The following is a 22,704-nucleotide window of genomic DNA, read 5'->3' as shown; positions in this document are numbered from 1 at the left end:
AGGGGTGGTTTCGTGTCTGCCATCGAGTCCCCTTGCCACACAGTCATTCTCCGACTAGATGTGCCGAACGTCATACGCGACAATCACATACGGGACGAGCGGCCGCAGGTAGCTTGACGCCCGACAAATTCATCGATGCGAGGCTAGGAAGTTCGATCTTTGTGAAGTGGTTGCCGTCCCGCATCGCGCGTCGCATACTCGCTGTTTGCGCGCCCATCGTATTGGCTGTCGTTGTCGCCGTTGCCTATTCCTTTATCGACGAGTGGACCGGTAAGACCGGCGAGAGATCCGGGTCAGCGAATGCCGCGACGGTTTCCGGCAAAGACATCAACGACCTACTCGGCCAACTCGTCGACGCGCCCGAAGAGTCGATGGAAGGCTACAGCCGGGCGAAGTTCCCGCACTGGGATTCCAATAAGCCCGAGCACGGCTTCGGTCCCGACTTCGCTCAGTACAGCAAGTGCAGCAGCCGCGACGTAATGATGCTCAGGGATGCGACGGGCCAGGTCGAACTCGACCCGAAAACCTGTAAGCTCACGGTCGGCCGCGGTGGTGGCTGGCAGGACCAGTACGGGGTGCTTGATGCGAAGACCGGAAAACTCAAGCCGTACAAGTTCATTACCGACCCGGCCGGTGTCGATGCCGAACACATCGTGCCGCTGGCCGAGGCATGGCGTTCGGGTGCGAATAAGCGCGATGACGATACCCGCCGCCGGATTGCCAACGACGCCGTGAATCTGATCGCCTCCGATCCCTCGGCCAATAGGTCGAAGGGCGACCAGGACGTCGCGAGCTATCTGCCGCCCGGGAAATTCCGGTGTGGCTATCTCGAGCATTACGTCAAGATCAAAGTAAAATATGCGCTGACCGTTGATCCCGCCGAACACACCGCACTGCGCGCCGCAGTCGACGACTGCGTCAGTCGAGGAGAGTTCAAATAAGCGACATCATCGAGATTTCCGCCAAGGCCGCCGTCATGACCGAAGAGGAAGGGACGGTCTCCGGCGAGCTCGATGTGACGATCGATGCGACGGGTAAGGGTCTGGTCCGCTATCGCAAAACCGAGACCTGGTACACCATAGGCAATCTGGAGGCGGAGCCGCCGCGCACCTGGACCACCGTCGGTGAGCTTGCGGCCGCCATCCAAGCCGCCGCCGGAATCCGTGATGCAGCGGGCAATATCGTGCCCTTCGAGGCCTGAGATCACTTCCACTGCCGCGCCCAACGTCACACAGACAAGCAGCGTGAATTACGCACTGCGCAAGTAGGTTACGGTTGCGGCCGTCGACATTCCGGCGACGGCCATCGGGCGCGCCCCCGTGGCGGGGGTAGATTCGGTCAGCTCGAGCTCGGCGTCGACAAATCGGGAACCGTCGTCGGCGGTGCGCACGATTCGGCTGAACCGCAAGGTATCGGTCATCGCACACCTTCGATGAATTGGTGGTCGGATGCGATGCGGCCGTCCGGGTCGAGGCCGATCACTTCGAAGCCGCCGCCCGCGACGGAACCGTCGGCGCGCGAAATCATCGACCAGGGCAGGCCGATCAGACCGGCGGGCAGCACCCTGAGATCGTGTCCACACTTCGACCGCATCGCGGCACCGATCCACACCAGCATCACCCGCTATAGCCCGGCCAACTGCACGCAGGACCGGTATGCACTAACTAACCCCCTATTCGGTTCCCATCTCTTTCGTCAGGGCCGAACCGGCCATCGGGTTCGGCATAGTGCTGCCTGCCCCGGGAGGAGGCAGGCAGCACCAGCGTTACGCCTTCGCGGTCACCAACTCCTGCTGCACCGGCGTATCCCAATCGATCCGATACCGCTGCTCGACACCCATGGTCTTCTCCGGGTTCATTCCCTTGATCAGTAGCGGCATCAGCATGGACATCATCCGGCGCGCCACCGGCCCCGGCGTCTTGCTGTGGTTGATCTTGCGCGCCCGAGCCGCGACACCCTCCACCCGCGGCCGCCGCAGTCTTTCATAAGCAGCGAAGGCCGAGGCATGATCCGGCAGGTCCCGCAGACACCGCGCCAACTGCACCGCACTCTCGACGGCCAGCGACGCCCCCTGACCCGAACTATTGGACGGCGCGTGCACCGAATCCCCGACCAGCACCATGCGCCCCCGATACCAGGTCGGCACCGGCGGCATAATGTGCAGTGCCCCAGTCGTTTCCAGACTTTCGGCGGTGGTACTGCTGGCGAATTCGCCGCCCGGAGTGTCCTCGGCATAGGTCTCCCGCAGAATCGCCAACCAGTGCTCGGCCGGAATCGCACGCGCCTCGGTCAGCGACAGATACTCCTTGTGCGGCAGATTGGCACCCCACATGATCTTGTTGTCATCGGTTGTGCCGTAGAGGTAGTACGCCTTCTTTCCGAAGGCGAAAACCATTGTCTCCGGCGGAATTCCGAGATCATTGTCGACCATCGCGCCGAATCCGATCATCCCGGTGTAGTCCGGTCCCGGATTATTCGGGTCGATCAGCCCGCGCACCGTGGATCGAATACCGTCCGCGCCGATCAGCACATCGGCGGTCGCGCTGGTGCCATCGGCGAAATGCGCGGTGACGCCGTCCATGTCTTCCTCGACGCGCACGAGTCGCTTGTTGTACTCGAAGGGTATGCCAGCGGCGACCGCGTGATCGTGCAGTGTTCGGTGCAGTTCGTTGCGGTCGACCATCTGCAACGACGGCAGGTCGCGCATTTCCGGCATCTGCAACACTTTGCCGCCGACCGACATCTGCATATGCGATATCGGACTCGCTATCTCGCGAACGAGGTCGCCGGCGTCGACAATGTCAAGGGCGGCAACACCATTCGGTGCCAATGCCAGCCCGCTGCCGATACCGAAGGTCGGACCGGGATAGGCCTCATAGACGCGAGCGGCAATGCCCGCCTTGCGCAATGCGGTGGCGGTGACGGGTCCGGCGATACCACCGCCGATAACGATGGCCATTTCTGTTGTGGACATGGGTGTACTCCAGTTATGTGCGATACGGGATTTCTTCGAAGCCCGAACCGACCGTCACATCGCACACCCAGTTATCCTGTGGCTGCCAGCCTTGTAGCCGGGTGCGCATGCGGACGCGGTTCGAGACGGTTACATCGGGCTCGGCGGCGGTGTTGCCGCACCCCGCCGGGCCTGGTCTCGACTATTCACTCCGCCCGGTGCCTACCGGGTCGTGAGCAGGACTATTCCGTCACCCCCTTTCCACCGGCTCCGCGACCTCGGCGGGCGTCATGCCGACGGCATGCACATGCCGCCAGAGATCGACGCCGGGGAAGGTCCCCGTGGCGATCTCGTCCCGCAGCGACGCGGCCCACTCCATCTCCGCCTCCAGCATCGCCACACCATATTCGGCTTCGACGACGAACAGCCTGGGCAGATCGGAGGCCGCGAGTTGATCGAGTTCTCGGCGCCGAGCCTCGATGTTGCGACCCAGCGCGTCGATACGCCGGCCGAGCAACTCGACGACTTCATCCGGCGGCAATGCCGCCACGAATGAGAGTCCGGCGGTGAACCGGTGGCGTTCCGGCACCGGCTCGGCAATCAATTCCGTTGTCCAGTCGGCCATTTCGGCGCGACCGGCATCGGTAATCGCATAGATGGTGCGTTCCGGCCGAGCACCGTCGCGCTCACTGCCGACGACCCCGAGGAAGCCCGCCTTCTCCATGTTCTGCACGACGGTGTACAGCGAGCCCCATTTGATGTCCATATCGCGGTCCTTGCCGCGCTCGAGCATCCGCGAGGCGATTTCATAGCGGTGCATCGGCCGTTCGACCACGGTCGCGAGCACCGCCAGCGCCAGCAGATTGTTCACCTTGCGCTTCTTGGCCATGGACACCTCCTTACTCGTCTACGAATATACGTTTACGAGTATTCGGACACAAGTACTACGCGCGGACGGGTTCCCGTTCTCCGGTCTCGTCGAGCAACTTGGCGGCAATGTCTGCGACGCCCCTATACCTCCAACCCCCGATACACCCCTATTCCAGCGACACGACAGCAACCACCACGCAAGCAGTGCCGGTTTCCGCTTCGGCGCTTGCCCTCATCGGCGTATGGTGATCAAAAATCCAGGCTGGAGGCACAACGCCTCGTCACACAGCAAACTCGGTGCACACCAGCCAACCGTGAGGTTGCCCGAACACTTCCTTCAGACCTTACTCCAGAGTAGGGTCGGCCTCATGGCGTGGAACCCGCGAGAGATACCCGACCAGAGTGGACGCACCTTCATCGTCACCGGGGCCAATGGCGGCCTCGGCGTCGAGACCACCACGGTGCTGGCGAGTAAGGGCGGCACGGTGATCATGGCCGTGCGCAATGTCGCGAAGGCGCAGCCGATCGCCGACCGGATCAACGGCGACGTGCGGGTCGAGCGGCTCGATCTGGCCGATCTGGCATCGGTGCGCGAATTCGCCGACAAGACCGGTGAATTCGATGTGCTCATCAATAATGCCGGTCTGATGAATATTCCGTTCTCCCGCACCAAGGACGGATTCGAGACCCAATTCGGCGTCAACCACCTCGGACATTTCGCGCTGACCGGACTGCTGCTGGATCGCCTCCGCGACCGGGTGGTAAGCCTGGCGAGCATCGCGCACAGGCAGACCCCGAAGCTGTGGATCGATGATCTCAATTACGAGCACCGCCGCTACCGGCGCAACCTCGCCTACGCCCAGTCCAAACTCGCCAACCTCATGTTCGCCCGCGAATTGCAGCGGCGGCTGACCGGGGCGGGCTCCGATAAGCGCTCCTACGCGGTGCACCCGGGCGTCTCGGCGACGGATCTGTTCGCCAAGACCGAAACCCCGATCGACCGGATCAGCAAGCCCTTCATTCGCATCATCGGTCATCCCCCGGCCAAGGCCGCCCACTCCACCCTGTTCGCGGCCACCATGCCCGATGCCGACCCCACCACCTACTGGGGTCCGAACCGATGGTTCCAGAGTCAGGGCCCGGTCGAGCCCTCACCGTCGAGCAAACTGTCGAACGATCCAGAACTGCAGCGCCGCCTGTGGGAGGAATCCGAGCGCATGACCGGGATCACCTACAAGTTCTGAGGACTCGACCTGCTCCTACGTACCGTGTAGTAGACGGGTACCGTGGTATGCGTGTCCGCTCCCCCTCGCCGCTCGGCACACAATCGCCCGGCCCTCATCATGCTGGTGATCGTGGCCGCCCTCGCCTGCCTGGCATTGGGCTGGTGGCAGTGGAAGCGGTTCGAATCCGCGAGCGGCACCGGCCAGAATCTCGGCTACGCATTGCAGTGGCCGCTGTTCGCTGGGTTCGCGGTGTTCGCCTACTTCCGGTTCGTGCGGCTGGAGTCCGAAGCCGAGGCGGATGCGAACGCGGCGGAGCCGACAGCCGAACCGGCCGCCGCGAAGGCCCGCCGCCGCCCTGCGAAAGCCGATGCGCCGCGCGAGATTCCGGCCGGACTGCTGCCCGAGCGGCCCAAGGCGGCCCGCGACGACGATCCGGTGCTCGCGGAATACAACAAATATCTGTCCGAGCTGCACGCCAAAGATATCGACCAACACATCCAGGATGCGGGCCTGGCCCACGACACACAGAGGAGCGCCGGTTGACCACCAGCGAGAACTCAACCGAAACCGCCGCGACGCGCGCACCGGAGCCGACGGCCACGACCGCGAACGTCGTGAAGATCAAGCCCGCACTGCTGCGGTACCGCGTGCTCGCTTGGACGACGGGTCTGTGGCTGCTGCTACTCACCGGCGAGATGATCGCCAAGTACGGCTTCGACGTGCACACCCCGAACTGGATCGCGGTCGTGCACGGCTGGGTCTACTTCGTCTACCTGCTGGTCACCGCCGATCTCGCGGTCAAGGTCCGCTGGCCGATCCCGCGCACCGTCGGCACCCTGATCGCAGGCACCATCCCGCTGCTGTCCTTCTTCGTCGAGCACGCCAACGCGAACAAGGTCAAGCGGGACTTCAACCTCTGACCCGCGAACGCCGCACCAGTTACGGGGCCGCCTCAGTGCTGCTGATCCAGGACTCGGCGAACCACACCAGCTCCACACCCCGCAGCGATGCGGCTGATCCAGAACTCAGCGAACGACCACACCAGTCTGGATCCACAGGGCGGCAGATTCAGGACTCCGCGAGAGCCGCGAGTGCGGGCAGGAGCTGGGTCAGCGCGCGACCACGGTGGGAGACGGCATCCTTTTCGGCGGGAGTCAGCTGGGCAGCCGTGATATCGCCGCCCGCCGGAATGAACAGCGGGTCGTAGCCGAATCCGCCGTCGCCCACGGGTTTCGGTCCGACCGTGCCGGGCCATTCACCGCGTACGACGATCTCGGTGCCATCGGGCACTACCAGCGCACAGGCGGAGACGAACTGTGCGCCACGGCGCTCATCCGGTACGTCACCGAGTTGGGCGATCAGCAGCGCGTTATTGGCCGCATCGTCGCCGTGCACCCCGGACCAGCGCGCCGACAGCACACCGGGCATCCCGTTCAATGCGTCCACCGCGATCCCGGAATCGTCTGCGACACAGGGCAATCCGGTGGCGGCCGCACCATCGCGCGCCTTTGCCAGCGCATTCTCCTCGAAGGTCGCGCCGGTCTCGGGCGCCTCGTCGTAGGCGGGCACATCATCGAGTCCGACGACCTCGATGCCCGCGATACCCGCGTCGGCGAGAATCCGACGCAGTTCGTTCAACTTCTTGGCATTGCGACTGGCGACCAGGACCTGGCGCGGCATCATTTCTTCTTCGACTCGGCAGGCTGCGGCAGCACACCCGGATACGGCAGCGCGAGCGCCCGCTTCTGGATGGCGAACAGCTGCTCACATCCCGCCAGCGCGGAGTCGAGCAGCTTGTCCAGGGTGGAGCGCGGGAAGGTGGCGCCCTCACCGGTGCCCTGGATCTCCACCAGGGTGCCGGTATCGGTGGCGACCACATTCATGTCGACCTCGGCGCGCGAATCCTCTTCGTACGGCAGGTCCAACCGCACCCGACCGTCGACGACGCCGACGCTCACCGCGGCGATCGCACACGAGATCGGCTGCGGGTCGGCCAATCCGCCCGCCGCGCCGAGGTAGGTGACTGCATCCGAGAGCGCGACATACGCACCGGTGATGGCCGCGGTCCGAGTGCCGCCGTCGGCCTGCAGCACATCGCAGTCGATGGCAATGGTGTTCTCGCCTATGGCGGCCAGATCGATGCACGCGCGCAACGACCGCCCGACCAACCGGCTGATCTCCTGGGTGCGTCCCCCGACCTTGCCCTTCACCGATTCCCGTCCGCTGCGGGTATGTGTGGCGGCGGGCAGCATCGCGTATTCGGCGGTGAGCCAGCCGAGTCCGGAATCGCGACGCCACGGGGGCACGCCCTCGGTGACGCTCGCGGTGCACATCACGCGGGTCTGCCCGAACTCCACCAGCACCGAACCGGCTGGATGCGTGGTGAAGCCACGGCTGATCCGTACCTCGCGGAGTTCATCGTCCGCCCTGCCATCGGCTCGTCTCGACACGGGCCAAGCCTAGTCACCTGGTTACCGCGCGCGGCAACCGGTCAGATATCGAAGGTTTCGCCCGGTGCGACGGCGTGCACCGGTCCGGAGAACTGCGCCTTCGCCTCGGCGATCACGTCCTCGCGCGACGTCCACGGCGGAATGTGGGTGAGCAGCAGCTCTTTCACACCCGCACGCTCGGCGATAAGGCCCGCCTCGGCGCCGGAGAGGTGAATGCCGGGCGGCCGGTTGGCCGGATCGTGCGTCCACGACGCCTCCGACATCAGGATGTCGGCGCCCTGCGCGAGTTCGAGTACCGCATCGCACATCGCGGTATCGCCGGTGTAGACGAAGGTCCGTCCGGCCGACGTCGCGATGCGCAGCCCATACGACTCCGGCGGGTGATACATCCGACGCGCGAGCACCGTATGGCCCGGACCGAATTCGACCGCTTCGCCCTCCACCCACGGCTGGTGATCGATGACGTCGGACCAGTCGTCGCAGGCACCGCCGACTTCGGCGGAGGCATTGCCGATGCGCACCGCACTATCGGACGGACCGCGCACGATCGCCCGCCCCACCGGGGGTGTCGGATGGTAGCGGCGCCAGACCAGCAGTCCGGGCAGATCCAGGCAGTGATCGGCATGCAGATGCGAGAGGAAGATATCGACCTCACCGGGATCGGCGTAGCGCTGCAATGCGCCGAGCACGCCGGGGCCGAAATCGATGACCACCGGCGACATATCCGGCCCGGTCAATAGGTACCCCGACGCTGGGGAGTCCGGGCCGGACACACTGCCCGAGCACCCGAGGACGGTAAGGCGCATTCCCCCATGCTGCCACGACGAATTCTGACTCAAGAACCGATCCCTCACATTCCGCTGCGCGCCACGCGACCACCGCGGCTACGCATTGACTCCGGCTCGATCCCCGCGACGGTGTCGACGTTCATCCCCGGAGAGTACCCAACCGGCCAGCACTCCACCCACTGCCCCGAAAAGATGCCCCTGCCAAGAGATTCCGGGCTGCCCGGGCAGCACACCCCACAGCACCGACCCGTAAATCGCCAGCACAACCAGGCCGACGAGGATCTGCACGAGATTGCGCGCGAACCAGCCGCGCGAGATCAGGAAGGTCAGCCAGCCGAAGATCAGCGACGAGGCGCCCAGATGTATCGATCCGGTGGCGCCGGTGAGCCAGACGCCGACTCCGGCGACGATCCAGATGATCGCGGTGGCGGCGAGCCCGCGCCCGATGCCCGCCAGCAGCGTGATGAAGCCGAGGACGAGAACCGGAAGCGTATTCGCGAACAGGTGGTCCCAGCCGTGGTGCAGGACCGGGGCCCAGAGGATGCCCCACAGGCCGTCCGCCTCGCGCGGTTCGATGCCGTTGTTATCGAGTTGGTTGTGATCGAGGTTGTCGACGCCTTCGACGCCGTAGAGCAGGGCGACGAATGCGGCGATGATGATGCCCGCGCGCAGCCAGAGCTGTTTAATCGGTGCGAAATTGTGCGGTTCGGCGGGCGTACCGGAGGTCGGCACGCTCGGTCTCGAACCGATCGGCTGACCCAGTTGGCCGCGCAGCGCGGCGATCCGCTCGGGATCGAACGACGAACCGATTCCCGAACCGCCGGCCATCGCAACCTCCTCGTCGAGCGAGCCCCTCGGCGCGCGGGGGCCCGCTCTTTCGAGAGTACCGGGCCGTATCGCGACCGGGCGGGGCGATGAATCCGGTCGGGACTCAGGCCCAGAGCTGGCCGTCGAGGCGTTTCTCGGCCTCTTCGAGCGTTCCGTCATACGCGCCGGTGGACAGGTACTTCCACCCACCATCGGCAACCACGAATGCGATATCCGCCCGCGTGCCCGCCCGCACGCATTTGCGCGCGACACCGAGTGCCGCATGCAGAATCGCGCCGGTCGAAATGCCCGCGAAGATGCCCTCTTCCAACACCAGTTCGCGCGTGCGCTTCACCGCGTCGAACGGACCGACCGAGAAACGAGTGGTCAGCACCGACTCGTCGTATAGCTCGGGAATGAAGCCCTCATCGATATTGCGCAGTCCGTACACGAGTTCGCCGTAACGCGGTTCGGCGGCGACGATTTCGATGCCGGGCACCTTCTCGCGCAGGAAGCGGCCGGTTCCCATGAGCGTTCCTGTGGTGCCGAGACCCGCGACGAAATGCGTGATCTCGGGCAGGTCGGCGAGGATTTCCGGGCCGGTCGTCTCGTAGTGCGCCAAGGCATTGGCCGGATTGCCGTACTGGTACAGCATCACCCAGTCCGGATGCTCCGCAGCGATCTGCTTGGCCAGTGCGACCGCCTGATTCGAACCGCCCGCGGCCGGGGAATTGATGATCTCGGCACCGAACATGGTCAGCAGCTGACGGCGCTCGACCGAGGTGTTCTCCGGCATCACGCAGACCAGTCGGTAGCCCTTGAGCTTGGCCGCCATGGCCAGCGAAATGCCGGTATTTCCGCTGGTCGGCTCCAGGATCGTGCAGCCGGGCGTCAGCAAGCCGTCGGCCTCGGCCTGTTCGATCATCCGCAGGGCCGGCCGGTCCTTGATGGAACCGGTCGGGTTGCGGTCCTCGAGCTTGGCCCACAGCCGCACCGGGTGGTCACCGTCCCACTGTGGGGACAGGTTGCGCAGCCCGACCAGCGGGGTGTTGCCGAGGGTATCGATCAGCGATTCATAGCGCGCCACGGGATCGATCAGCCTCCGGCGACGGCGGGCAGGATGGTGACGCTGGCGCCCTCGGGCACCTCCGCGTCGAGACCGCCCGCGAAACGCACATCTTCGTCGTCGACGTAGATGTTGACGTAGCGGTTCAGCTTGCCGTCCTTGAGCAGCCGCTCCGCGAGGCCCGGATGGTTGGCCTCGAGGTTGTCGATCAGCGCGGACAGGGTCGAGCCCTGAGCGTCGACGCGCTTCTCGCCTCCGGTAAGGCCACGCATGATGGTCGGGATGGACACGGTTACCGGCATGAGAACTCCTCGAATTCGACGAACATAGCCTGAACAGTTTTGGAATATGGCCTAGACGGTCTCGTACGCATCGACGATCTCGACCGGCTCCTCGGTGACCACACCGTCCACGATCCGGTAGCTGCGCAGCTCGTGCTGCTCCGGATCTCGGGTGGAGATCAACACGTAATGCGCGAACGGCTCGGACGCATAGGAGATATCGGTGCGGCTCGGGTATGCCTCGGTGGCGGTATGTGAGTGGTAGATCACCACCGGGGTCTCATCGGCATCGTCCATCGCGCGCCACACCTTCAGCTGTTCACCGGAATCGAACCGGTAGAAGGTCGGCGAGCGCTCGGCATTGACCATGGCGATGAAACGCTCCGGCCGATCCGACCCCTCCGGACCGGCGATGACGCCACAGGCCTCGTCGGGGTGATCGGCGCGCGCATGCGCCACCATTGCCTCCACCAGGTCGGTCCTGATCACCAGCACAACTTCGAACCCTTCCGCATCCAGCATATTCGCACCCGACAACCACCCAGAATATTCGGCTATTCCCACCCACCCCTCCCTCGGTCCCTCCCCGGTGCTCCCGCACACTTTCGCGGATGCCGCACGGCATGTCGGGCCGCAAGTCGATATGCGAGGGCATTCGAAGCTTTGCGCGACCCGCTAGCAGCGCGGGAAGAGGTCGGAGTAGGCGGGGATGGTTGCTACGGAGTGGGCGGTGAGGATCGCGTCGACGATGGCGCGCTCGACGCAGACCGCGGCGGCGGTGCAGACCTCATCCAGGACCAGGAGGTCAGTCGGGAAGGCGGGCGGCAGCACAGCGGCGGTGGTTTCGGCGGTGCCGGTCGAGAGGGCGAAGAGGGTATCGCCGTCGAGGGGTGAGTGGGCGGGGCGGATGGCGCGGGCGAGCCCGTCGTGGGCGGTGGTTGCCATGCGCTGACAGCCGGTCGGGTCCAGGGGTGCGTCGGTGGCGACCACGCCGATGGTCGTGTTGAGGACGGTGCCCTTGACCGGGAGGGCATTGGCAACGGCCAGTTGCTCGGGCGTCGCCAACCGCAGACCGAATGCGTCGGGGCCTTCGGTGCCGACGCCCCAGGGCAGGCCGGTGCGCGGGTCGAAAACCGAGCCGACGGGGTTGGCGACGACCAGCGCCGCCACCGTGACGCCCGCGGCGGGACCCGCGCCGAGCACAACGCTCGCGGTCCCCACACCGCCCTTGATCGAACCGGCCCGCGCGCCGACACCCGCACCGACGCACCCGCGCTCGAACTCCTCCGCCGCCGCCTCGGCGGCCAGGAAGCCGAAATCGGCGGTTGGCCGAATTCGCCAGTCCCCCACCGGAAGATCGAAGATCACCGCGGCGGGGACGATGGGCACCACCCGACTCGGGTCGGTCGGATCCATCGGGATGCCCTCGTGATGCTCCTCCAGCCAACGCATTACGCCGTCGGCGGCGGCGAGCCCGTAGGCGCTGCCGCCGGTGAGCAGGATCGAATTCACCTGGCGCACAGTGTTACCCGGGTCGAGCAGATCGGTTTCTCTGGTCCCCGGTCCGCCGCCGCGCACATCGACGGCGGCAGTCGCACCGCCGGACGCGCGCACAACCGTGCAGCCGGCCGCCGCGCCGGAACCCAACGTCGCGTCCGGATCGAGCACGTGATAGTGCCCGACCAGCAGGCCGGGCACATCGGTTAGCGAATTCCGTGGTCCCGCTTGCCCATTCACCGCTTGTGCTCCTGACTGCTCGTCGACGATCTCCATGCAAGCATGCCGACCCGCAGGGACGACCGTCAGGGCGCGAGCGCCTGCAGCAACGAATCCTGCATCCACGTCAGCCAGTGGTACACATCCAGATGCGGCCCACGCGGATCATCGGGTTCGAGGTGATCCGGTGTCTCGGCATCGACTCCGAGCACCGTGCCCAATGCCAACCGCACATCGGTCAGCGCAGTCAACCACGCGTCGGCCTGCTCCGGCGTCAGCGCAATCTTCCCGCCATCGGTCGGCACCGTATTCAGCACCACCGAGCCGGCCGCCAGCTTGGCGTCGATGATCTCCGGCTCGTGCAGGCCGCGCAGCGCGCTATTGAGGTCGGCGCGATCGGCGTCGGGAGAACCCGGTTCGCTCCGGTGGAAGTCCGGCAGCAGCCGGTGCAGCCGGGGATCGTCGGGCGGGGTGGTATTACCGGTCCGCAGCCCGGTGAGCTCGGCGAGCTCATCGTCGGGTGCGGACTGTGCCCGCTCGGTCAGCAGGCCGGAAACGGCGCCGACCAGGGACCGCAGCACGTTCGCCTCACGCGCGTCCATCTCGGATCGCAATTTGAGGCCGCTCAGCGAGTTTTTCCGGCTCCACTTACGCACTGCTGTCAGGGTAGTCGTACCGGTCAGTCGTCCCGTTGCATGGTCGCCCAGAGTCCCGCGGCGTGCAGCCGTCGCACGTCCTGTTCCATCTTGTCCCGCGAACCCGACGACACGACTGCCTTGCCCTCGTTGTGCACTTTGAGCATCAATTCGGTCGCCTTCGCTTTGCTGTAGCCGAACAGCTTCTGGAAGATGTACGCGACGTAGTGCATGAGGTTGACCGGATCATCCCAGACGACCGTCACCCACGGACGGTCCTCGGCCTCCAGGATCTCGGTGTATTCGACCGCCTCCGGAGTCGCCTGTGCCGCCGACAGTGTCGTGTTCGCTTCGCACAAGCCCATAACACTCAGGGTACGACTCGACTCCGGATACACAACACCCGCGCACCAGGAATTGCCGTACATCCCGACGCCACCGGCTTATCATGCCCGCTACCGCTATCTACAGTGGCTTGCGTGGATATGCGCAGCACTGCACTACTGACCGATCAGTATGAACTGACCATGCTCGCGGCCGCCCTCGGCGACGGCTCGGCGCACCGCCGCTGCACCTTCGAGGTATTCGCGCGGCGCTTGCCGAATGGTCGCCGCTACGGCGTCGTCGCGGGCACCGGCCGACTGATCGAAGCGCTTGCGCATTTCCGTTTCGAGGAAGCGGAGCTCGATATCGCGGCCGGTTTCCTGGACTCGAAGACCATCGATTGGCTGCGCGAGTTCCGCTTCACCGGCGATATCGACGGCTATCCGGAGGGCGAGCTCTATTTCCCCGGCTCCCCGATCCTTTCGGTGCGCGGCAGCTTCGCCGAATGCGTCCTGTTGGAGACCCTCGCGCTGTCGATCCTCAATCACGACAGCGCGATCGCCTCGGCCGCCGCCCGCATGGTGAGTGCGGCCGGTGGCCGCCGGATGATCGAGATGGGCTCGCGCCGCGCCCACGAACTCGCCGCGCCGTCTTGCTCGCGCGCCGCCTATCTGGCCGGCTTCGACGCCACCTCCAATCTGGAGGCTGTACGCCGCTTCGGCGTGCCCGGCGCGGGCACCAGCGCACATGCATTCACCCTGCTGCACAGCAGCGCGGACGGTGCGCACGAGGCGGCCGCATTCCGCGGTCAGATCACGGCGCTCGGCATCGGCACCACCCTGCTGGTGGACACCTTCGACATCACCAAGGGGGTGGCGACCGCCATCGATGTCGCCGGACCCGAATTGGGCGGTGTCCGTATCGATTCCGGAGATCTCGGCGTACTGGCCAGACAAGTGCGCGAGCAACTCGACGGACTCGGCGCGACCAAGACGCGCATCGTGGTCTCCGGCGATCTGGACGAGTACGCGATCGCCGCACTGCGCGCCGAACCGGTGGATGCCTACGGGGTCGGGACGTCGCTGGTCACCGGGTCCGGGGCGCCCACCGCCGGAATGGTCTACAAGTTGGTCGAGGTGGACGGGCTGCCGGTCGCCAAGCGCAGCAGCCACAAGGAATCGCGCGGCGGCACCAAGAAGGCGATTCGGCTGTCTCGACGGACCGGCACCGTGGTCGAGGAGATCGTCTACCCGGCCGCCGGAAGCCAGCCCGCCGCAAACGGATTCGAGGTTCGCGAGCTGCTGGCCCCGCTGATGCGCGGTGGCGAACCGATCGCCGGGCTGCCCACGCTCGCGGATAGTCGCAAGCTGGTTGCCAGGGGGTTGGTCAGCCTGCCGTGGGAGGGCCTGAAACTGTCGGCCGGGGAGCCGGCAATTCCGACGACATTTGTGAATTGACCCGGGCGCGGACGGCTTCGCGCTTGGCCAGCCACTCCACAAAAGAGACCGCGACCAGCACGATCACGAACCCTTGATCAGCAGTCGCACCCGGTCACCCACCTCGTCGGGTCGGTTGCCGAGCAGAAAAGCAGTGGCGAGGTAGGCCGTGTAGCCGATGAAGAGTGCGATCGGAATTCTGACCGTGCTGCTCACGTGGACCTCCGAGTGTCGTAGCCCGCCCGATCGATCAGGCGCACAATGTAATCCACAGGCACAAGCCCGACGGTTCACACCCTCGGCGCTGGAGATCCTGGGAAAGTGAGGTCGACATGAACCGAGCGTTGATCATCGTCGACGTGCAGAACGATTTCTGCGAGGGCGGATCACTGGCCGTCACCGGCGGGGCCACGGTCGCCCGGCGCATCACCGGCTACCTGAACTCCGCGCATTACAGTGTGGTCGTCGCCACCCGCGACTACCACATCGACCCCGGTGGCCATTTCTCCGAGCATCCGGATTACGTGGACACCTGGCCGCCGCACTGCCGGGTCGGCACCTCCGGCGCGGATTTCCACCCCGCCCTGAATACCGAGCAGATCCAGGAGATCTTCTCCAAGGGCCAATACTCAGCCGCCTATTCGGGTTTCGAAGGCGCCACCGAGGACGGCACCAGCCTCGCGGATTGGCTGCGCGAGCGTGCCATCAATGAACTCGACATCGTCGGAATCGCCACCGACCACTGCGTCCGCGCGACCGCACTGGACGCCCGCATCGAAGGTTTCGACACCAGGGTGCTGCTGGACTTCACCGCGGGTGTCGCACCCGATACGACCACCGCCGCGCTCGATCGCATGCGCGGGGCCGGAGTAGACATCGAGGGTTCTGTCGTTCGCTAGCGCAGACCGCCTACCCTGACCTGCCGCAGGACACGCCGGGTTCGCGTAGGGCTGAAGCAGGCCGGTGATCCGATCGGGCGGTGATCTGTGTCGGTGCGAACCAGTAGGCTCGTCGCGTGCCCGAACTGCCGCCCCTTCCCGAGCTTTTGGCCACCGCTGTGCGCGCGCTCGGCGGGAAGGAGCGCGTCGGGCAGGTGAAGATGGCCGCGGCGGTGGATCACGCCATCGATACCAAGGAGCACCTCGCGGTGCAGGCGGGCACCGGGACCGGAAAGTCGCTGGCGTATCTGGTGCCGAGTCTGCGGCACGCGGTGCGCACCGGTCGGACCGTGGTGGTGTCGACCGCGACGATCGCGCTGCAGCGTCAGCTCGTCGACCGGGATCTGCCGCGATTGGCCGAGGCCCTGAGCAAGCCACTAGGGCGGGAGGCGAAATTCGCGATCCTCAAGGGGCGCAATAACTATCTGTGCCTGAACAAGATCAATAGCGCAATTCCGGACGAGCCTGCGGAGGCGGAGCTCTTCGACGCATTCGCCATCTCACGGTTGGGCCGGGAGGTGCAGCGGCTCAATGAATGGGCCTCGAATACCGAAACCGGCGATCGGGACGAGCTTGCCCCCGGCGTCACCGATCGGGCCTGGCGCCAGGTCAGCGTGTCCTCGCGGGAATGCCTCGGCAAGTCGCGCTGCCCGTTCGGCCAGGACTGCTTCGCCGAACGAGCCAGGACGGAATCGGCGCAGGCCGACGTGGTGGTGACCAATCACGCCCTGCTCGCCATTGATGCGATCAGCGGCATCCAGGTGCTGCCCGAACACGATGTGGTCGTCATCGACGAGGCACACGAGCTTGTCGACCGGGTCACCGGCATCGCCACCGCTGAACTGGCCCCAACGGCGATCAGCACCGCAGCCCGGCGCTGCGCCAAACTCATCGACCAGCAGGAAGTCGACCGGCTGGAGGAGGCCGCCGAGGCCTGGCACACGGTGCTCGATGACCTGCCCGCCGCCCGCTGGGACGCACTGCCCGCTGGCATCGCACCGGTGCTCGCGCTGGTCCGTGATGCCGCCTGGAATGCTCGCACCGCGCTCGCGCCGACGGGCGGCACCACCGCACAGGGCGATCCGGAAAGCGCCGCCGCACGCACCCAGGCGCTGGCCGCCATCGATGAGGTGCACGACAGCGCGGTGCGCGCTTTGACCGCCTTCGACGAACCCGATCCGGCCACGCGCCAGGATGTCATCTGGCTCGCCGCCGACGAGATCCGCGGCGTCACCCGACGCACGCTGCGGATGGCGCCGCTGTCGGTGGGCGGGCTACTGCGCAGCAGACTTTTCGGCACCGCCACTGTCGTGCTGACCTCGGCCACCCTGCAGATCGGCGGCTCCTTCGACGGACTCGCGATCACCTGGGGCCTGCCCGCACAATCGGCCAACCGCAGCGATACCGCGACCGCCAACGGCGCCGAGGCGCCCGCGGACGCGGATACCATGCGCTGGAGTTCGCTCGATGTCGGCTCGCCGTTCGACCACGCCAAATCCGGCATCCTGTATGTCGCCAAGCATCTGCCCGCGCCCGGCCGCGACGGTCTGGCACCGGCCTATCTCGACGAAATCGAGCGGCTGATCAGTGCCGCGGGCGGGCGCACACTTGGGCTGTTCTCCTCGATGCGCGCCGCGCGCGCGGCCACCGAGGCACTGCGCGAGCGGCTGAATACGCCCGTTTTATGCCAAGGGGACGACGCGACCGGCGCACTGGTGCGCCAGTTCGCCGACGACCCCGAGACCTCCCTGTTCGGCACGCTGTCGCTGTGGCAGGGCGTCGATGTGCCCGGCCCGTCACTGAGTCTGGTTATCCTGGACCGGATTCCGTTCCCCCGCCCGGACGATCCGCTGCTGACGGCGCGACAACGCGCGGTGGAGTCCCGCGGCGGCAACGGGTTCATGACGGTGGCGGCCAACCACGCCGCACTACTCCTCGCGCAGGGAACCGGCCGGCTGCTCCGCAGCGTCGATGACCGCGGTGTCGTCGCGATTCTCGACTCGCGTCTGGTTACGGCCCGTTACGGCGGCTATCTACGTGCCTCGCTTCCGCCGTATTGGGAGACCTCCGACCCGGAGGTGGTCGCGAAGGCACTGCGCCGCCTGACCGCAGCCGCGGTATGACTCCACTCACATATCGCAATGGTCACAGCTGTCCTCTACTCGACAATGGACCGACGATCGGTCCAGCATGATGACGACGCATCGAACGCCGCTGTGACAAACAAGCGCGATGACCGAACAAACGAGCTATCCCGATGGGTCAGAGCGTCCATTTCAGGATCAGTGTGACGACCGCGGCGACGGCCGCGAGCAGCACGGCCGCCACTCCGATGACGACACCCTGGCGCGCCCACGGACGTCCGTAGTCCAGCGAGAACCGACCGGGGCCGGTGAATGCGACAACCGCGCCGACTGTGGCGAACAGCAAGGGCGTTTCATAGCCCTTACCGGTCATCAGGCCGCCACTCCAGGTGGCGTTGATCGCATTGATCATGGTGCCGAGCACGATGGCCGAGGCCAGTGGCGTCAGCAGACCGAGGACAAGCAGGAGACCGCCGGTGAGTTCGCACAGTCCGGCGAGGGTGCCGAACAGTTTGCCGGGGTTGTAGCCCATGGAGTCGAAGGCGGCGGCGTTGGCGCGCCAACCCTTGCCGCCGAACCAGCCGAACAGCTTCTGGGTGCCGTGCGCCGCGAGCAGACTGCCGAAGACGACGCGCAGCAGCAGGAGGCCGATATCGGCGGCGAAGTTGTCGAGAGTCGCGGTCTTCGGATCGTTGGTGTGCTCGGGTGCGCCGTTGGTGGTCATGCTGGTCCTCATCCGTGCATCGGTTGGGAACAATGACTGTTTAGCCTCGGCAATGAATCGGACTGCGGTCCGATTATCCCACAGTGCAGCGCGATCGCGCGATAGGCGAGGCTTATTCGGCGAGGAAGAAGAAGTATCCGAGGAACATCACCATGAGCGCCCACATCGCCGGATGCACCTCTTTGACGCGCCCCTTCGCGACCATCACGATCGGATAGAACAGCATGCCCATCGCCAGCCCGTTCGCGATCGAGTAGGTCAGCGGCATCATGATGACGGTGATGAAGGCCGGAATCGAGTATTCCAGCCGATTCCAATCGATCTCGCCGAGCGCGCGGGCCATGAGCACGCCGACCACGATCAGCGCGGGTGCGGTGATGGCGGCCGAACCCGCGACCACCGCGAAGATCGGGTAGCAGAACATGGCAATAAGGAACCAACCCGCTGTGGTCACGGCGGTCATGCCGGTCCGTCCGCCCGCTGAGACACCTGCCGTCGATTCGACGTAGGCGGTGGTGGTCGAGGTGCCGATGACCGCGCCCGCCATGGTGCCCACCGAGTCCGCGGCCAGCGCGCTGGCCGCACGCGGCAGTTCACCATTCTTGTCGAGTAGTCCAGCCTGGTTGGCGACACCGATCAGGGTGCCGGAGCAGTCGAAGAAGTCGACGAACAGCATCGTGAGCACGACGACGGCCATTTGGCCGGTGAACGCATCGGGCAGATGGATGATCGCCTGACCGAAGGTGTCCTCGAGCCCCCTCGGCATCGCGACGACGCCCTTGGGCAGATCGACCAGACCGCTGATGACGCCAACGACAGTCGTGAGCGCGATGCCGTAGAGCACCGCGCCGTGCCAGCGGATTACCAGGAACACCACGGTCATCACGAGCCCGAACAGGGCCAGCAGTGTGGTGCCCTTGGTGAAGTCACCGAGGGTGACGAGCGTGGCGTCGCTATTGACCACGATGCCCGCGTTCTTCAGACCGAGAAATGCCACGAACATGCCGATGCCCGCGCCGACGGCCAGCTTCATCTGCATCGGAATCGCATTGAGGATGCGTTCGCGCACCTTGGTGATCGCGAGGACGAAGAAGATCGCCCCGGACAGAAAGGTGCCCGACAGCGCGACCTGCCACGGGATCCCCATCCCGAGCACCACCGAATAGGCGAAGAAGGCATTGAGGCCCATACCCGGCGCGAGCGCGATCGGATATTTGGCCCACACCCCCATGACCAGCGTGCCGACGACGGCGGCGACGGCCGTCGCGGTGAAGACCGCCTGCATGGGAATGCCCTTGGCGCCGAGCGCGCCCTCGTCGCCCAGCACCGACGGATTCACGGCGAGCACATAGGACATGGCGAGGAATGTGATCGTTCCGGCCATCAGCTCGCGCTTCATGGTCGAGCCGTTCGAACTGATGTCGAAGTACGCGTCGAGACGTCCTCGGGCTCGCGTCAGAACGTCGGTGACCATGGGGCTCTCCAGTCGAAAACAAGTACAGGCTGCCAGGGCACGGTAGCCGACGATTCACTGCCTGCGAGAACCCGACCCATCAACCGGGCACCAAGGCCACGATCAACTTCTGGCCCACCTATCCCATCCGGTGCCTCGTTGAGGTCAAGGTCTCGCCGCCGCCCCACGCCGCATACTCCGGCCTCGGCTTCCATACCGGCCATTGCCCTGGACCCCACCTCGCCAAGAACTCCGACAAAACCCCGTCAGGCTCTCGGGGCTATGACCAGGCCGAGTTCGGCGTCGGACGCGAGTAGTTCGTTGTGGGGCAGGACGCGGACGGTGTAGCCGACGGCGCCGGACAGGGGGACCGGGGTTTCGACGGTGAAAACGTCTACACCGGATTCCGATCCCGTGTGCGCCATCGGGAACGCGGTGGTGTCGGAGAGGTCGTCGGTCGGCGAGACTCGGCCGAGTACCGCCTGCACGGTGACGTCGGCGGGGGTGAGGTCGCCGAGGTCGATGCGGGCGGCGAGGGAGAGTTCGGCGCCGATGATCGGGGTATCGGGCAGGCCCGCGCTGTCGACCTGGATGATCTTGACCGAGGGCCAGGCGGCCTCGACTCGGCGGCGGTACTCCGAAACCACTTGGGCACCGGCGAATTCGTCGGCACTCGCGCGTCGACCGGCGGAGGCGGCGGGGGCGTAGTACTCGACGGCGTAGTCGCGAACCATGCGGGAGGCCAGCACCTTCGGGCCGAGTGTTTGCAGGGTGTGACGCACCATCTCGACCCAGCGCACCGGCATATCGGAGCCGTCGCGATCGTAGAAGCGCGGTGCGACGGTGCGTTCGAACAGGTCGTAGAGGGCTGCGGCCTCGAGGTCGTCGCGGCGGTGTTCATTGGCGACACCGTCGGCGGTCGGTATGGCCCAACCGTTTTCGCCGTCGTACATCTCATCCCACCAGCCGTCGCGGATGGAGAGGTTGAGCCCGCCGTTGAGAGCGGACTTCATACCGGAGGTGCCACAGGCCTCCAGCGGACGCAGCGGATTGTTCAACCAGACATCGCAACCCCAGTACAGGTGGCGGGCCATGGACATGTCGTAGTCGGGCAGGAAGACGATGCGGTGACGCACTTCCGGATCATCGGCGAACCGCACGACCTGCTGGATCAACGCCTTGCCGCCATCGTCGGCGGGGTGGCTCTTCCCCGCGACGACCAGTTGCATCGGCCGCTCGGGATTCAGCAGCAGCGCACGCAAGCGCTGCGGATCGCGCAGCATCAGCGTCAGCCGCTTGTAGGTCGGCACGCGCCGCGCGAACCCGACGGTCAGCACATTGGGATCGAAAACGTTATCGACCCAACCCAATTCCGCCGAAGCCGCGCCGCGCTCCAACCAGGACGCGCGCACCCGGCGACGCACCTCGGCAACGAGGGTGGCGCGCAAGGTATTCCGGGTCGACCACAATTCACCCAGGTCGAAATCGCGCAGCTTCTCCCAGCCACGCGCCTCCTCGACCAGCTCGGGACCGATGTATTCGCGTGCCTTGTCGAACCATTCGCGCGCGGCCCAGGTGGGCGCGTGCACACCATTGGTGACCGAACCGATCGGCACCTCGGTCGCGTCGAAGCCCGGCCACAGCGGCGCGAACATGGCGCGACTCACCTCGCCGTGCAGTTTGGAAACACCATTGGCGCGCTGCGCGAGTCGCAGCCCCATGTGCGCCATATTGAATACCGACGGATCGGCTTCGCGGCCCAGCGCAATGATCCGGTCCGCGGCAAGCCCCGGCAGCATCGCGGATTCGGATTCGCCGTGCCCGCCGCCGAAATACCTGCGCACCAACGGCATCGGGAACCGGTCGATACCCGCTGGCACCGGCGTATGCGTGGTGAATACGGTCGCGGCCCGCACTGCGGTGAGTGCGGTATCGAAATCAAGTCCGGTCGAAACGAATTCACGGATCCGCTCGACGCCGAGGAATCCGGCGTGGCCCTCGTTCATATGGAACACATCGGGATCCGGCAGTCCGGCGGCTCGCGTATAGGCACGCACCGCCCGCACTCCGCCGATACCAGCCAGAATCTCCTGTTTGATCCGATGGTCCTGATCACCGCCGTAGAGCCGGTCGGTGACAGCGCGCAGTTCCGGATCGTTCTCGGCGATATCGGAATCCAGCAGCAGCAACGGCACCCGCCCGACCTGCGCGATCCACACCCGCGCCCGCAGCACCCGCTGATCGGGCATGGCGACATGGATCAACACCGGCGAGCCCTCGGTGGTCAGCAGCCGCAACGGCAGCCCCTGCGGATCCAGCGCCGGATAGTGCTCGGACTGCCAACCGTCCGCGGTCAGCGACTGCCGGAAATAGCCGGAGCGGTAGAGCAATCCGACGCCGATCAGCGGCAGTCCCAGATCCGATGCGGATTTCAGATGATCACCGGCGAGAATCCCGAGGCCGCCGGAATAGTTCGGAAGGACCTCGGTGACGCCGAACTCCATCGAGAAGTAGGCAATGCCGCGCACCGGCTCGTCGGTCTGCCGCTGGAACCAACCCGGCCGGGTCAGATAGTCGCGCAGATCCGCGGCCGCGGCATCCACTCGCCCGACATAGTCCGCATCGGCCGCGAGCTCGTCCAGCCGCGCCGCGGGCACCTCACCCAGTATCCGCACCGGATCGTGGCCGAGTTCGCGCCACAGCTCGGGATCGAGCTCCTCGAACAGATCCTGGGTTGCCCAATGCCACGACCAGCGCAGATTCGTGGAAAGTTCGCCCAGCGCCGCCAAACGCTCGGGCAGATGGGCACGGACGGTGAAACGACGAAGTGCCTTCACCTGCCGAACCCTACCGAATGCGACCCACCCAAGTCGCCCAAGCGCCCCAGGTCACCTGATGATGTCCGCGGCAATAACAGCTCGCGGCCAACTCCCGCAGGTGCGAATATTGGCTG

26 protein-coding genes are annotated in these 22,704 nt (G+C 65.7%); 8 read left to right on the top strand and 18 right to left on the bottom strand.

Annotated elements, in window-relative coordinates:
• Nucleotides 1-161 precede the first annotated feature (161 nt).
• Both AB0L63_RS26230 and AB0L63_RS26225 read left to right on the top strand, forming a co-directional pair.
• Nucleotides 162-941, top strand: coding sequence for an HNH endonuclease family protein (locus AB0L63_RS26230; RefSeq protein WP_364505682.1), 780 nt, complete (start codon nucleotides 162-164; stop codon nucleotides 939-941).
• Nucleotides 942-976: 35 nt separating this feature from the next.
• Nucleotides 977-1,201: a hypothetical protein gene (locus AB0L63_RS26225; RefSeq protein WP_364505680.1), complete on the top strand. Its 225-nt coding sequence runs from the start codon at nucleotides 977-979 to the stop codon at nucleotides 1,199-1,201.
• A gap of 48 nt (nucleotides 1,202-1,249) precedes the next feature.
• Here AB0L63_RS26225 and AB0L63_RS26220 read toward each other — a convergent pair whose 3' ends face one another.
• From AB0L63_RS26220 to AB0L63_RS26205, 4 genes are all read right to left on the bottom strand, one after another.
• The gene (locus tag AB0L63_RS26220) at nucleotides 1,250-1,420 is read right to left on the bottom strand and encodes a hypothetical protein (RefSeq protein WP_364505678.1); all 171 of its coding nucleotides are present in this window, start codon (nucleotides 1,418-1,420) and stop codon (nucleotides 1,250-1,252) included.
• Nucleotides 1,417-1,563: a hypothetical protein gene (locus AB0L63_RS26215; protein WP_364505676.1), complete on the bottom strand. Its 147-nt coding sequence runs from the start codon at nucleotides 1,561-1,563 to the stop codon at nucleotides 1,417-1,419. The genes AB0L63_RS26220 and AB0L63_RS26215 overlap by 4 nt, the downstream gene beginning before the upstream one ends.
• Before the next feature lie 202 nt (nucleotides 1,564-1,765).
• A complete protein-coding gene (locus tag AB0L63_RS26210; protein ID WP_364505674.1) occupies nucleotides 1,766-2,974 on the bottom strand; it encodes an FAD-dependent monooxygenase in 1,209 nt (402 codons plus the stop codon).
• A 229-nt stretch (nucleotides 2,975-3,203) separates the two neighbouring features.
• On the bottom strand, nucleotides 3,204-3,842 hold the full coding sequence (locus tag AB0L63_RS26205) for a PadR family transcriptional regulator (RefSeq protein WP_364505672.1): 639 nt from the start codon (nucleotides 3,840-3,842) through the stop codon (nucleotides 3,204-3,206).
• Between the two features lie 349 nt (nucleotides 3,843-4,191).
• On the opposite strand from AB0L63_RS26205, the gene AB0L63_RS26200 reads away from it, so the two are divergent.
• The 3 genes from AB0L63_RS26200 to AB0L63_RS26190 all read left to right on the top strand — a co-directional run bounded on the left by AB0L63_RS26200 (nucleotide 4,192) and on the right by AB0L63_RS26190 (nucleotide 5,969).
• Complete coding sequence (locus AB0L63_RS26200) at nucleotides 4,192-5,067, top strand: oxidoreductase (RefSeq protein ID WP_364505670.1); 876 nt, start codon at nucleotides 4,192-4,194, stop codon at nucleotides 5,065-5,067.
• A 99-nt stretch (nucleotides 5,068-5,166) separates the two neighbouring features.
• On the top strand, nucleotides 5,167-5,592 hold the full coding sequence (locus AB0L63_RS26195; RefSeq protein WP_364505908.1) for a transcriptional regulator: 426 nt from the start codon (nucleotides 5,167-5,169) through the stop codon (nucleotides 5,590-5,592).
• Nucleotides 5,593-5,663: 71 nt separating this feature from the next.
• Entirely contained in the window at nucleotides 5,664-5,969 is a 306-nt protein-coding gene (locus AB0L63_RS26190) for a DUF3817 domain-containing protein (RefSeq protein WP_364505906.1), read from the top strand.
• Nucleotides 5,970-6,117: 148 nt separating this feature from the next.
• Here AB0L63_RS26190 and rdgB read toward each other — a convergent pair whose 3' ends face one another.
• From rdgB to clpS, 10 genes are all read right to left on the bottom strand, one after another.
• Nucleotides 6,118-6,729 carry an RdgB/HAM1 family non-canonical purine NTP pyrophosphatase gene (gene rdgB / locus AB0L63_RS26185; protein ID WP_364505668.1) on the bottom strand — a complete coding sequence of 204 codons (612 nt, stop codon included), beginning with the start codon at nucleotides 6,727-6,729 and terminating at the stop codon, nucleotides 6,118-6,120.
• The gene (gene rph, locus AB0L63_RS26180; RefSeq protein ID WP_364505666.1) at nucleotides 6,729-7,499 is read right to left on the bottom strand and encodes a ribonuclease PH; all 771 of its coding nucleotides are present in this window, start codon (nucleotides 7,497-7,499) and stop codon (nucleotides 6,729-6,731) included. The genes rdgB and rph overlap by 1 nt, the downstream gene beginning before the upstream one ends.
• A 41-nt stretch (nucleotides 7,500-7,540) precedes the next feature.
• Nucleotides 7,541-8,305, bottom strand: a complete 765-nt coding sequence (locus tag AB0L63_RS26175) for a cyclic nucleotide-degrading phosphodiesterase (RefSeq protein ID WP_364505664.1) — start codon at nucleotides 8,303-8,305, stop codon at nucleotides 7,541-7,543.
• Between the two features lie 78 nt (nucleotides 8,306-8,383).
• A complete protein-coding gene (locus AB0L63_RS26170) occupies nucleotides 8,384-9,115 on the bottom strand; it encodes a rhomboid family intramembrane serine protease (protein WP_364505662.1) in 732 nt (243 codons plus the stop codon).
• A gap of 103 nt (nucleotides 9,116-9,218) precedes the next feature.
• Complete coding sequence (locus AB0L63_RS26165) at nucleotides 9,219-10,181, bottom strand: cysteine synthase (protein ID WP_364505660.1); 963 nt, start codon at nucleotides 10,179-10,181, stop codon at nucleotides 9,219-9,221.
• An 8-nt stretch (nucleotides 10,182-10,189) separates the two neighbouring features.
• A complete protein-coding gene (locus tag AB0L63_RS26160; RefSeq protein WP_062990759.1) occupies nucleotides 10,190-10,462 on the bottom strand; it encodes a MoaD/ThiS family protein in 273 nt (90 codons plus the stop codon).
• 51 nt (nucleotides 10,463-10,513) lie between these two features.
• A complete protein-coding gene (locus AB0L63_RS26155; RefSeq protein WP_364505904.1) occupies nucleotides 10,514-10,936 on the bottom strand; it encodes a M67 family metallopeptidase in 423 nt (140 codons plus the stop codon).
• A 180-nt stretch (nucleotides 10,937-11,116) separates the two neighbouring features.
• Entirely contained in the window at nucleotides 11,117-12,178 is a 1,062-nt protein-coding gene (locus tag AB0L63_RS26150) for a P1 family peptidase (protein ID WP_364505658.1), read from the bottom strand.
• A gap of 65 nt (nucleotides 12,179-12,243) precedes the next feature.
• Nucleotides 12,244-12,813, bottom strand: coding sequence for a DUF2017 domain-containing protein (locus tag AB0L63_RS26145; RefSeq protein ID WP_364505656.1), 570 nt, complete (start codon nucleotides 12,811-12,813; stop codon nucleotides 12,244-12,246).
• 23 nt (nucleotides 12,814-12,836) lie between these two features.
• Nucleotides 12,837-13,157 (bottom strand): ATP-dependent Clp protease adapter ClpS, encoded by a 321-nt coding sequence (gene clpS, locus AB0L63_RS26140; RefSeq protein ID WP_364505654.1) that lies wholly within the window; start codon nucleotides 13,155-13,157, stop codon nucleotides 12,837-12,839.
• Nucleotides 13,158-13,277: 120 nt separating this feature from the next.
• On the opposite strand from clpS, the gene AB0L63_RS26135 reads away from it, so the two are divergent.
• Nucleotides 13,278-14,573: a nicotinate phosphoribosyltransferase gene (locus AB0L63_RS26135; RefSeq protein WP_364505902.1), complete on the top strand. Its 1,296-nt coding sequence runs from the start codon at nucleotides 13,278-13,280 to the stop codon at nucleotides 14,571-14,573.
• Between the two features lie 63 nt (nucleotides 14,574-14,636).
• Here the strand turns inward: AB0L63_RS26135 and AB0L63_RS26130 are convergent, their stop codons facing one another.
• The gene (locus AB0L63_RS26130) at nucleotides 14,637-14,768 is read right to left on the bottom strand and encodes a hypothetical protein (RefSeq protein ID WP_364505652.1); all 132 of its coding nucleotides are present in this window, start codon (nucleotides 14,766-14,768) and stop codon (nucleotides 14,637-14,639) included.
• Nucleotides 14,769-14,884: 116 nt separating this feature from the next.
• On the opposite strand from AB0L63_RS26130, the gene AB0L63_RS26125 reads away from it, so the two are divergent.
• Together AB0L63_RS26125 and AB0L63_RS26120 are read left to right on the top strand one after the other, a co-directional pair.
• The gene (locus tag AB0L63_RS26125) at nucleotides 14,885-15,451 is read left to right on the top strand and encodes a nicotinamidase (protein WP_364505650.1); all 567 of its coding nucleotides are present in this window, start codon (nucleotides 14,885-14,887) and stop codon (nucleotides 15,449-15,451) included.
• 116 nt (nucleotides 15,452-15,567) lie between these two features.
• Nucleotides 15,568-17,613: an ATP-dependent DNA helicase gene (locus AB0L63_RS26120; RefSeq protein WP_364505648.1), complete on the top strand. Its 2,046-nt coding sequence runs from the start codon at nucleotides 15,568-15,570 to the stop codon at nucleotides 17,611-17,613.
• A gap of 139 nt (nucleotides 17,614-17,752) precedes the next feature.
• Here the strand turns inward: AB0L63_RS26120 and AB0L63_RS26115 are convergent, their stop codons facing one another.
• From AB0L63_RS26115 to glgP, 3 genes are all read right to left on the bottom strand, one after another.
• On the bottom strand, nucleotides 17,753-18,298 hold the full coding sequence (locus AB0L63_RS26115) for a DoxX family protein (RefSeq protein ID WP_364505646.1): 546 nt from the start codon (nucleotides 18,296-18,298) through the stop codon (nucleotides 17,753-17,755).
• A gap of 112 nt (nucleotides 18,299-18,410) precedes the next feature.
• The gene (locus AB0L63_RS26110; RefSeq protein ID WP_364505644.1) at nucleotides 18,411-19,772 is read right to left on the bottom strand and encodes an NCS2 family permease; all 1,362 of its coding nucleotides are present in this window, start codon (nucleotides 19,770-19,772) and stop codon (nucleotides 18,411-18,413) included.
• A gap of 245 nt (nucleotides 19,773-20,017) precedes the next feature.
• Nucleotides 20,018-22,588: an alpha-glucan family phosphorylase gene (gene glgP, locus AB0L63_RS26105; RefSeq protein WP_364505642.1), complete on the bottom strand. Its 2,571-nt coding sequence runs from the start codon at nucleotides 22,586-22,588 to the stop codon at nucleotides 20,018-20,020.
• Nucleotides 22,589-22,704 lie beyond the last annotated feature (116 nt).

Source organism: Nocardia sp. NPDC051990 (genome assembly GCF_040680755.1).
In the GTDB taxonomy this organism is placed as follows: Bacteria; Actinomycetota; Actinomycetes; order Mycobacteriales; family Mycobacteriaceae; genus Nocardia.
Note: the sequence above shows the minus strand (reverse complement) of the source record. Positions and strands in the feature narration are given on the sequence as shown.

What these genes read in the sequence shown, in the direction of transcription:
- AB0L63_RS26225 (WP_364505680.1), top strand. Translation starts at nt 977, where the DNA reads ATGACCGAAGAGGAAGGGACGGTCTCCGGCGAGCTCGATGTGACGATC.
- AB0L63_RS26220 (WP_364505678.1), bottom strand. Translation starts at nt 1,420, where the DNA reads ATGACCGATACCTTGCGGTTCAGCCGAATCGTGCGCACCGCCGACGAC.
- AB0L63_RS26210 (WP_364505674.1), bottom strand. Translation starts at nt 2,974, where the DNA reads ATGTCCACAACAGAAATGGCCATCGTTATCGGCGGTGGTATCGCCGGA.
- AB0L63_RS26205 (WP_364505672.1), bottom strand. Translation starts at nt 3,842, where the DNA reads ATGGCCAAGAAGCGCAAGGTGAACAATCTGCTGGCGCTGGCGGTGCTC.
- AB0L63_RS26200 (WP_364505670.1), top strand. Translation starts at nt 4,192, where the DNA reads ATGGCGTGGAACCCGCGAGAGATACCCGACCAGAGTGGACGCACCTTC.
- AB0L63_RS26195 (WP_364505908.1), top strand. Translation starts at nt 5,167, where the DNA reads ATGCTGGTGATCGTGGCCGCCCTCGCCTGCCTGGCATTGGGCTGGTGG.
- rdgB (WP_364505668.1), bottom strand. Translation starts at nt 6,729, where the DNA reads ATGCCGCGCCAGGTCCTGGTCGCCAGTCGCAATGCCAAGAAGTTGAAC.
- AB0L63_RS26175 (WP_364505664.1), bottom strand. Translation starts at nt 8,305, where the DNA reads ATGCGCCTTACCGTCCTCGGGTGCTCGGGCAGTGTGTCCGGCCCGGAC.
- AB0L63_RS26170 (WP_364505662.1), bottom strand. Translation starts at nt 9,115, where the DNA reads ATGGCCGGCGGTTCGGGAATCGGTTCGTCGTTCGATCCCGAGCGGATC.
- AB0L63_RS26160 (WP_062990759.1), bottom strand. Translation starts at nt 10,462, where the DNA reads ATGCCGGTAACCGTGTCCATCCCGACCATCATGCGTGGCCTTACCGGA.
- clpS (WP_364505654.1), bottom strand. Translation starts at nt 13,157, where the DNA reads ATGGGCTTGTGCGAAGCGAACACGACACTGTCGGCGGCACAGGCGACT.
- AB0L63_RS26135 (WP_364505902.1), top strand. Translation starts at nt 13,278, where the DNA reads ATGCGCAGCACTGCACTACTGACCGATCAGTATGAACTGACCATGCTC.
- AB0L63_RS26125 (WP_364505650.1), top strand. Translation starts at nt 14,885, where the DNA reads ATGAACCGAGCGTTGATCATCGTCGACGTGCAGAACGATTTCTGCGAG.
- AB0L63_RS26115 (WP_364505646.1), bottom strand. Translation starts at nt 18,298, where the DNA reads ATGACCACCAACGGCGCACCCGAGCACACCAACGATCCGAAGACCGCG.
- AB0L63_RS26110 (WP_364505644.1), bottom strand. Translation starts at nt 19,772, where the DNA reads ATGGTCACCGACGTTCTGACGCGAGCCCGAGGACGTCTCGACGCGTAC.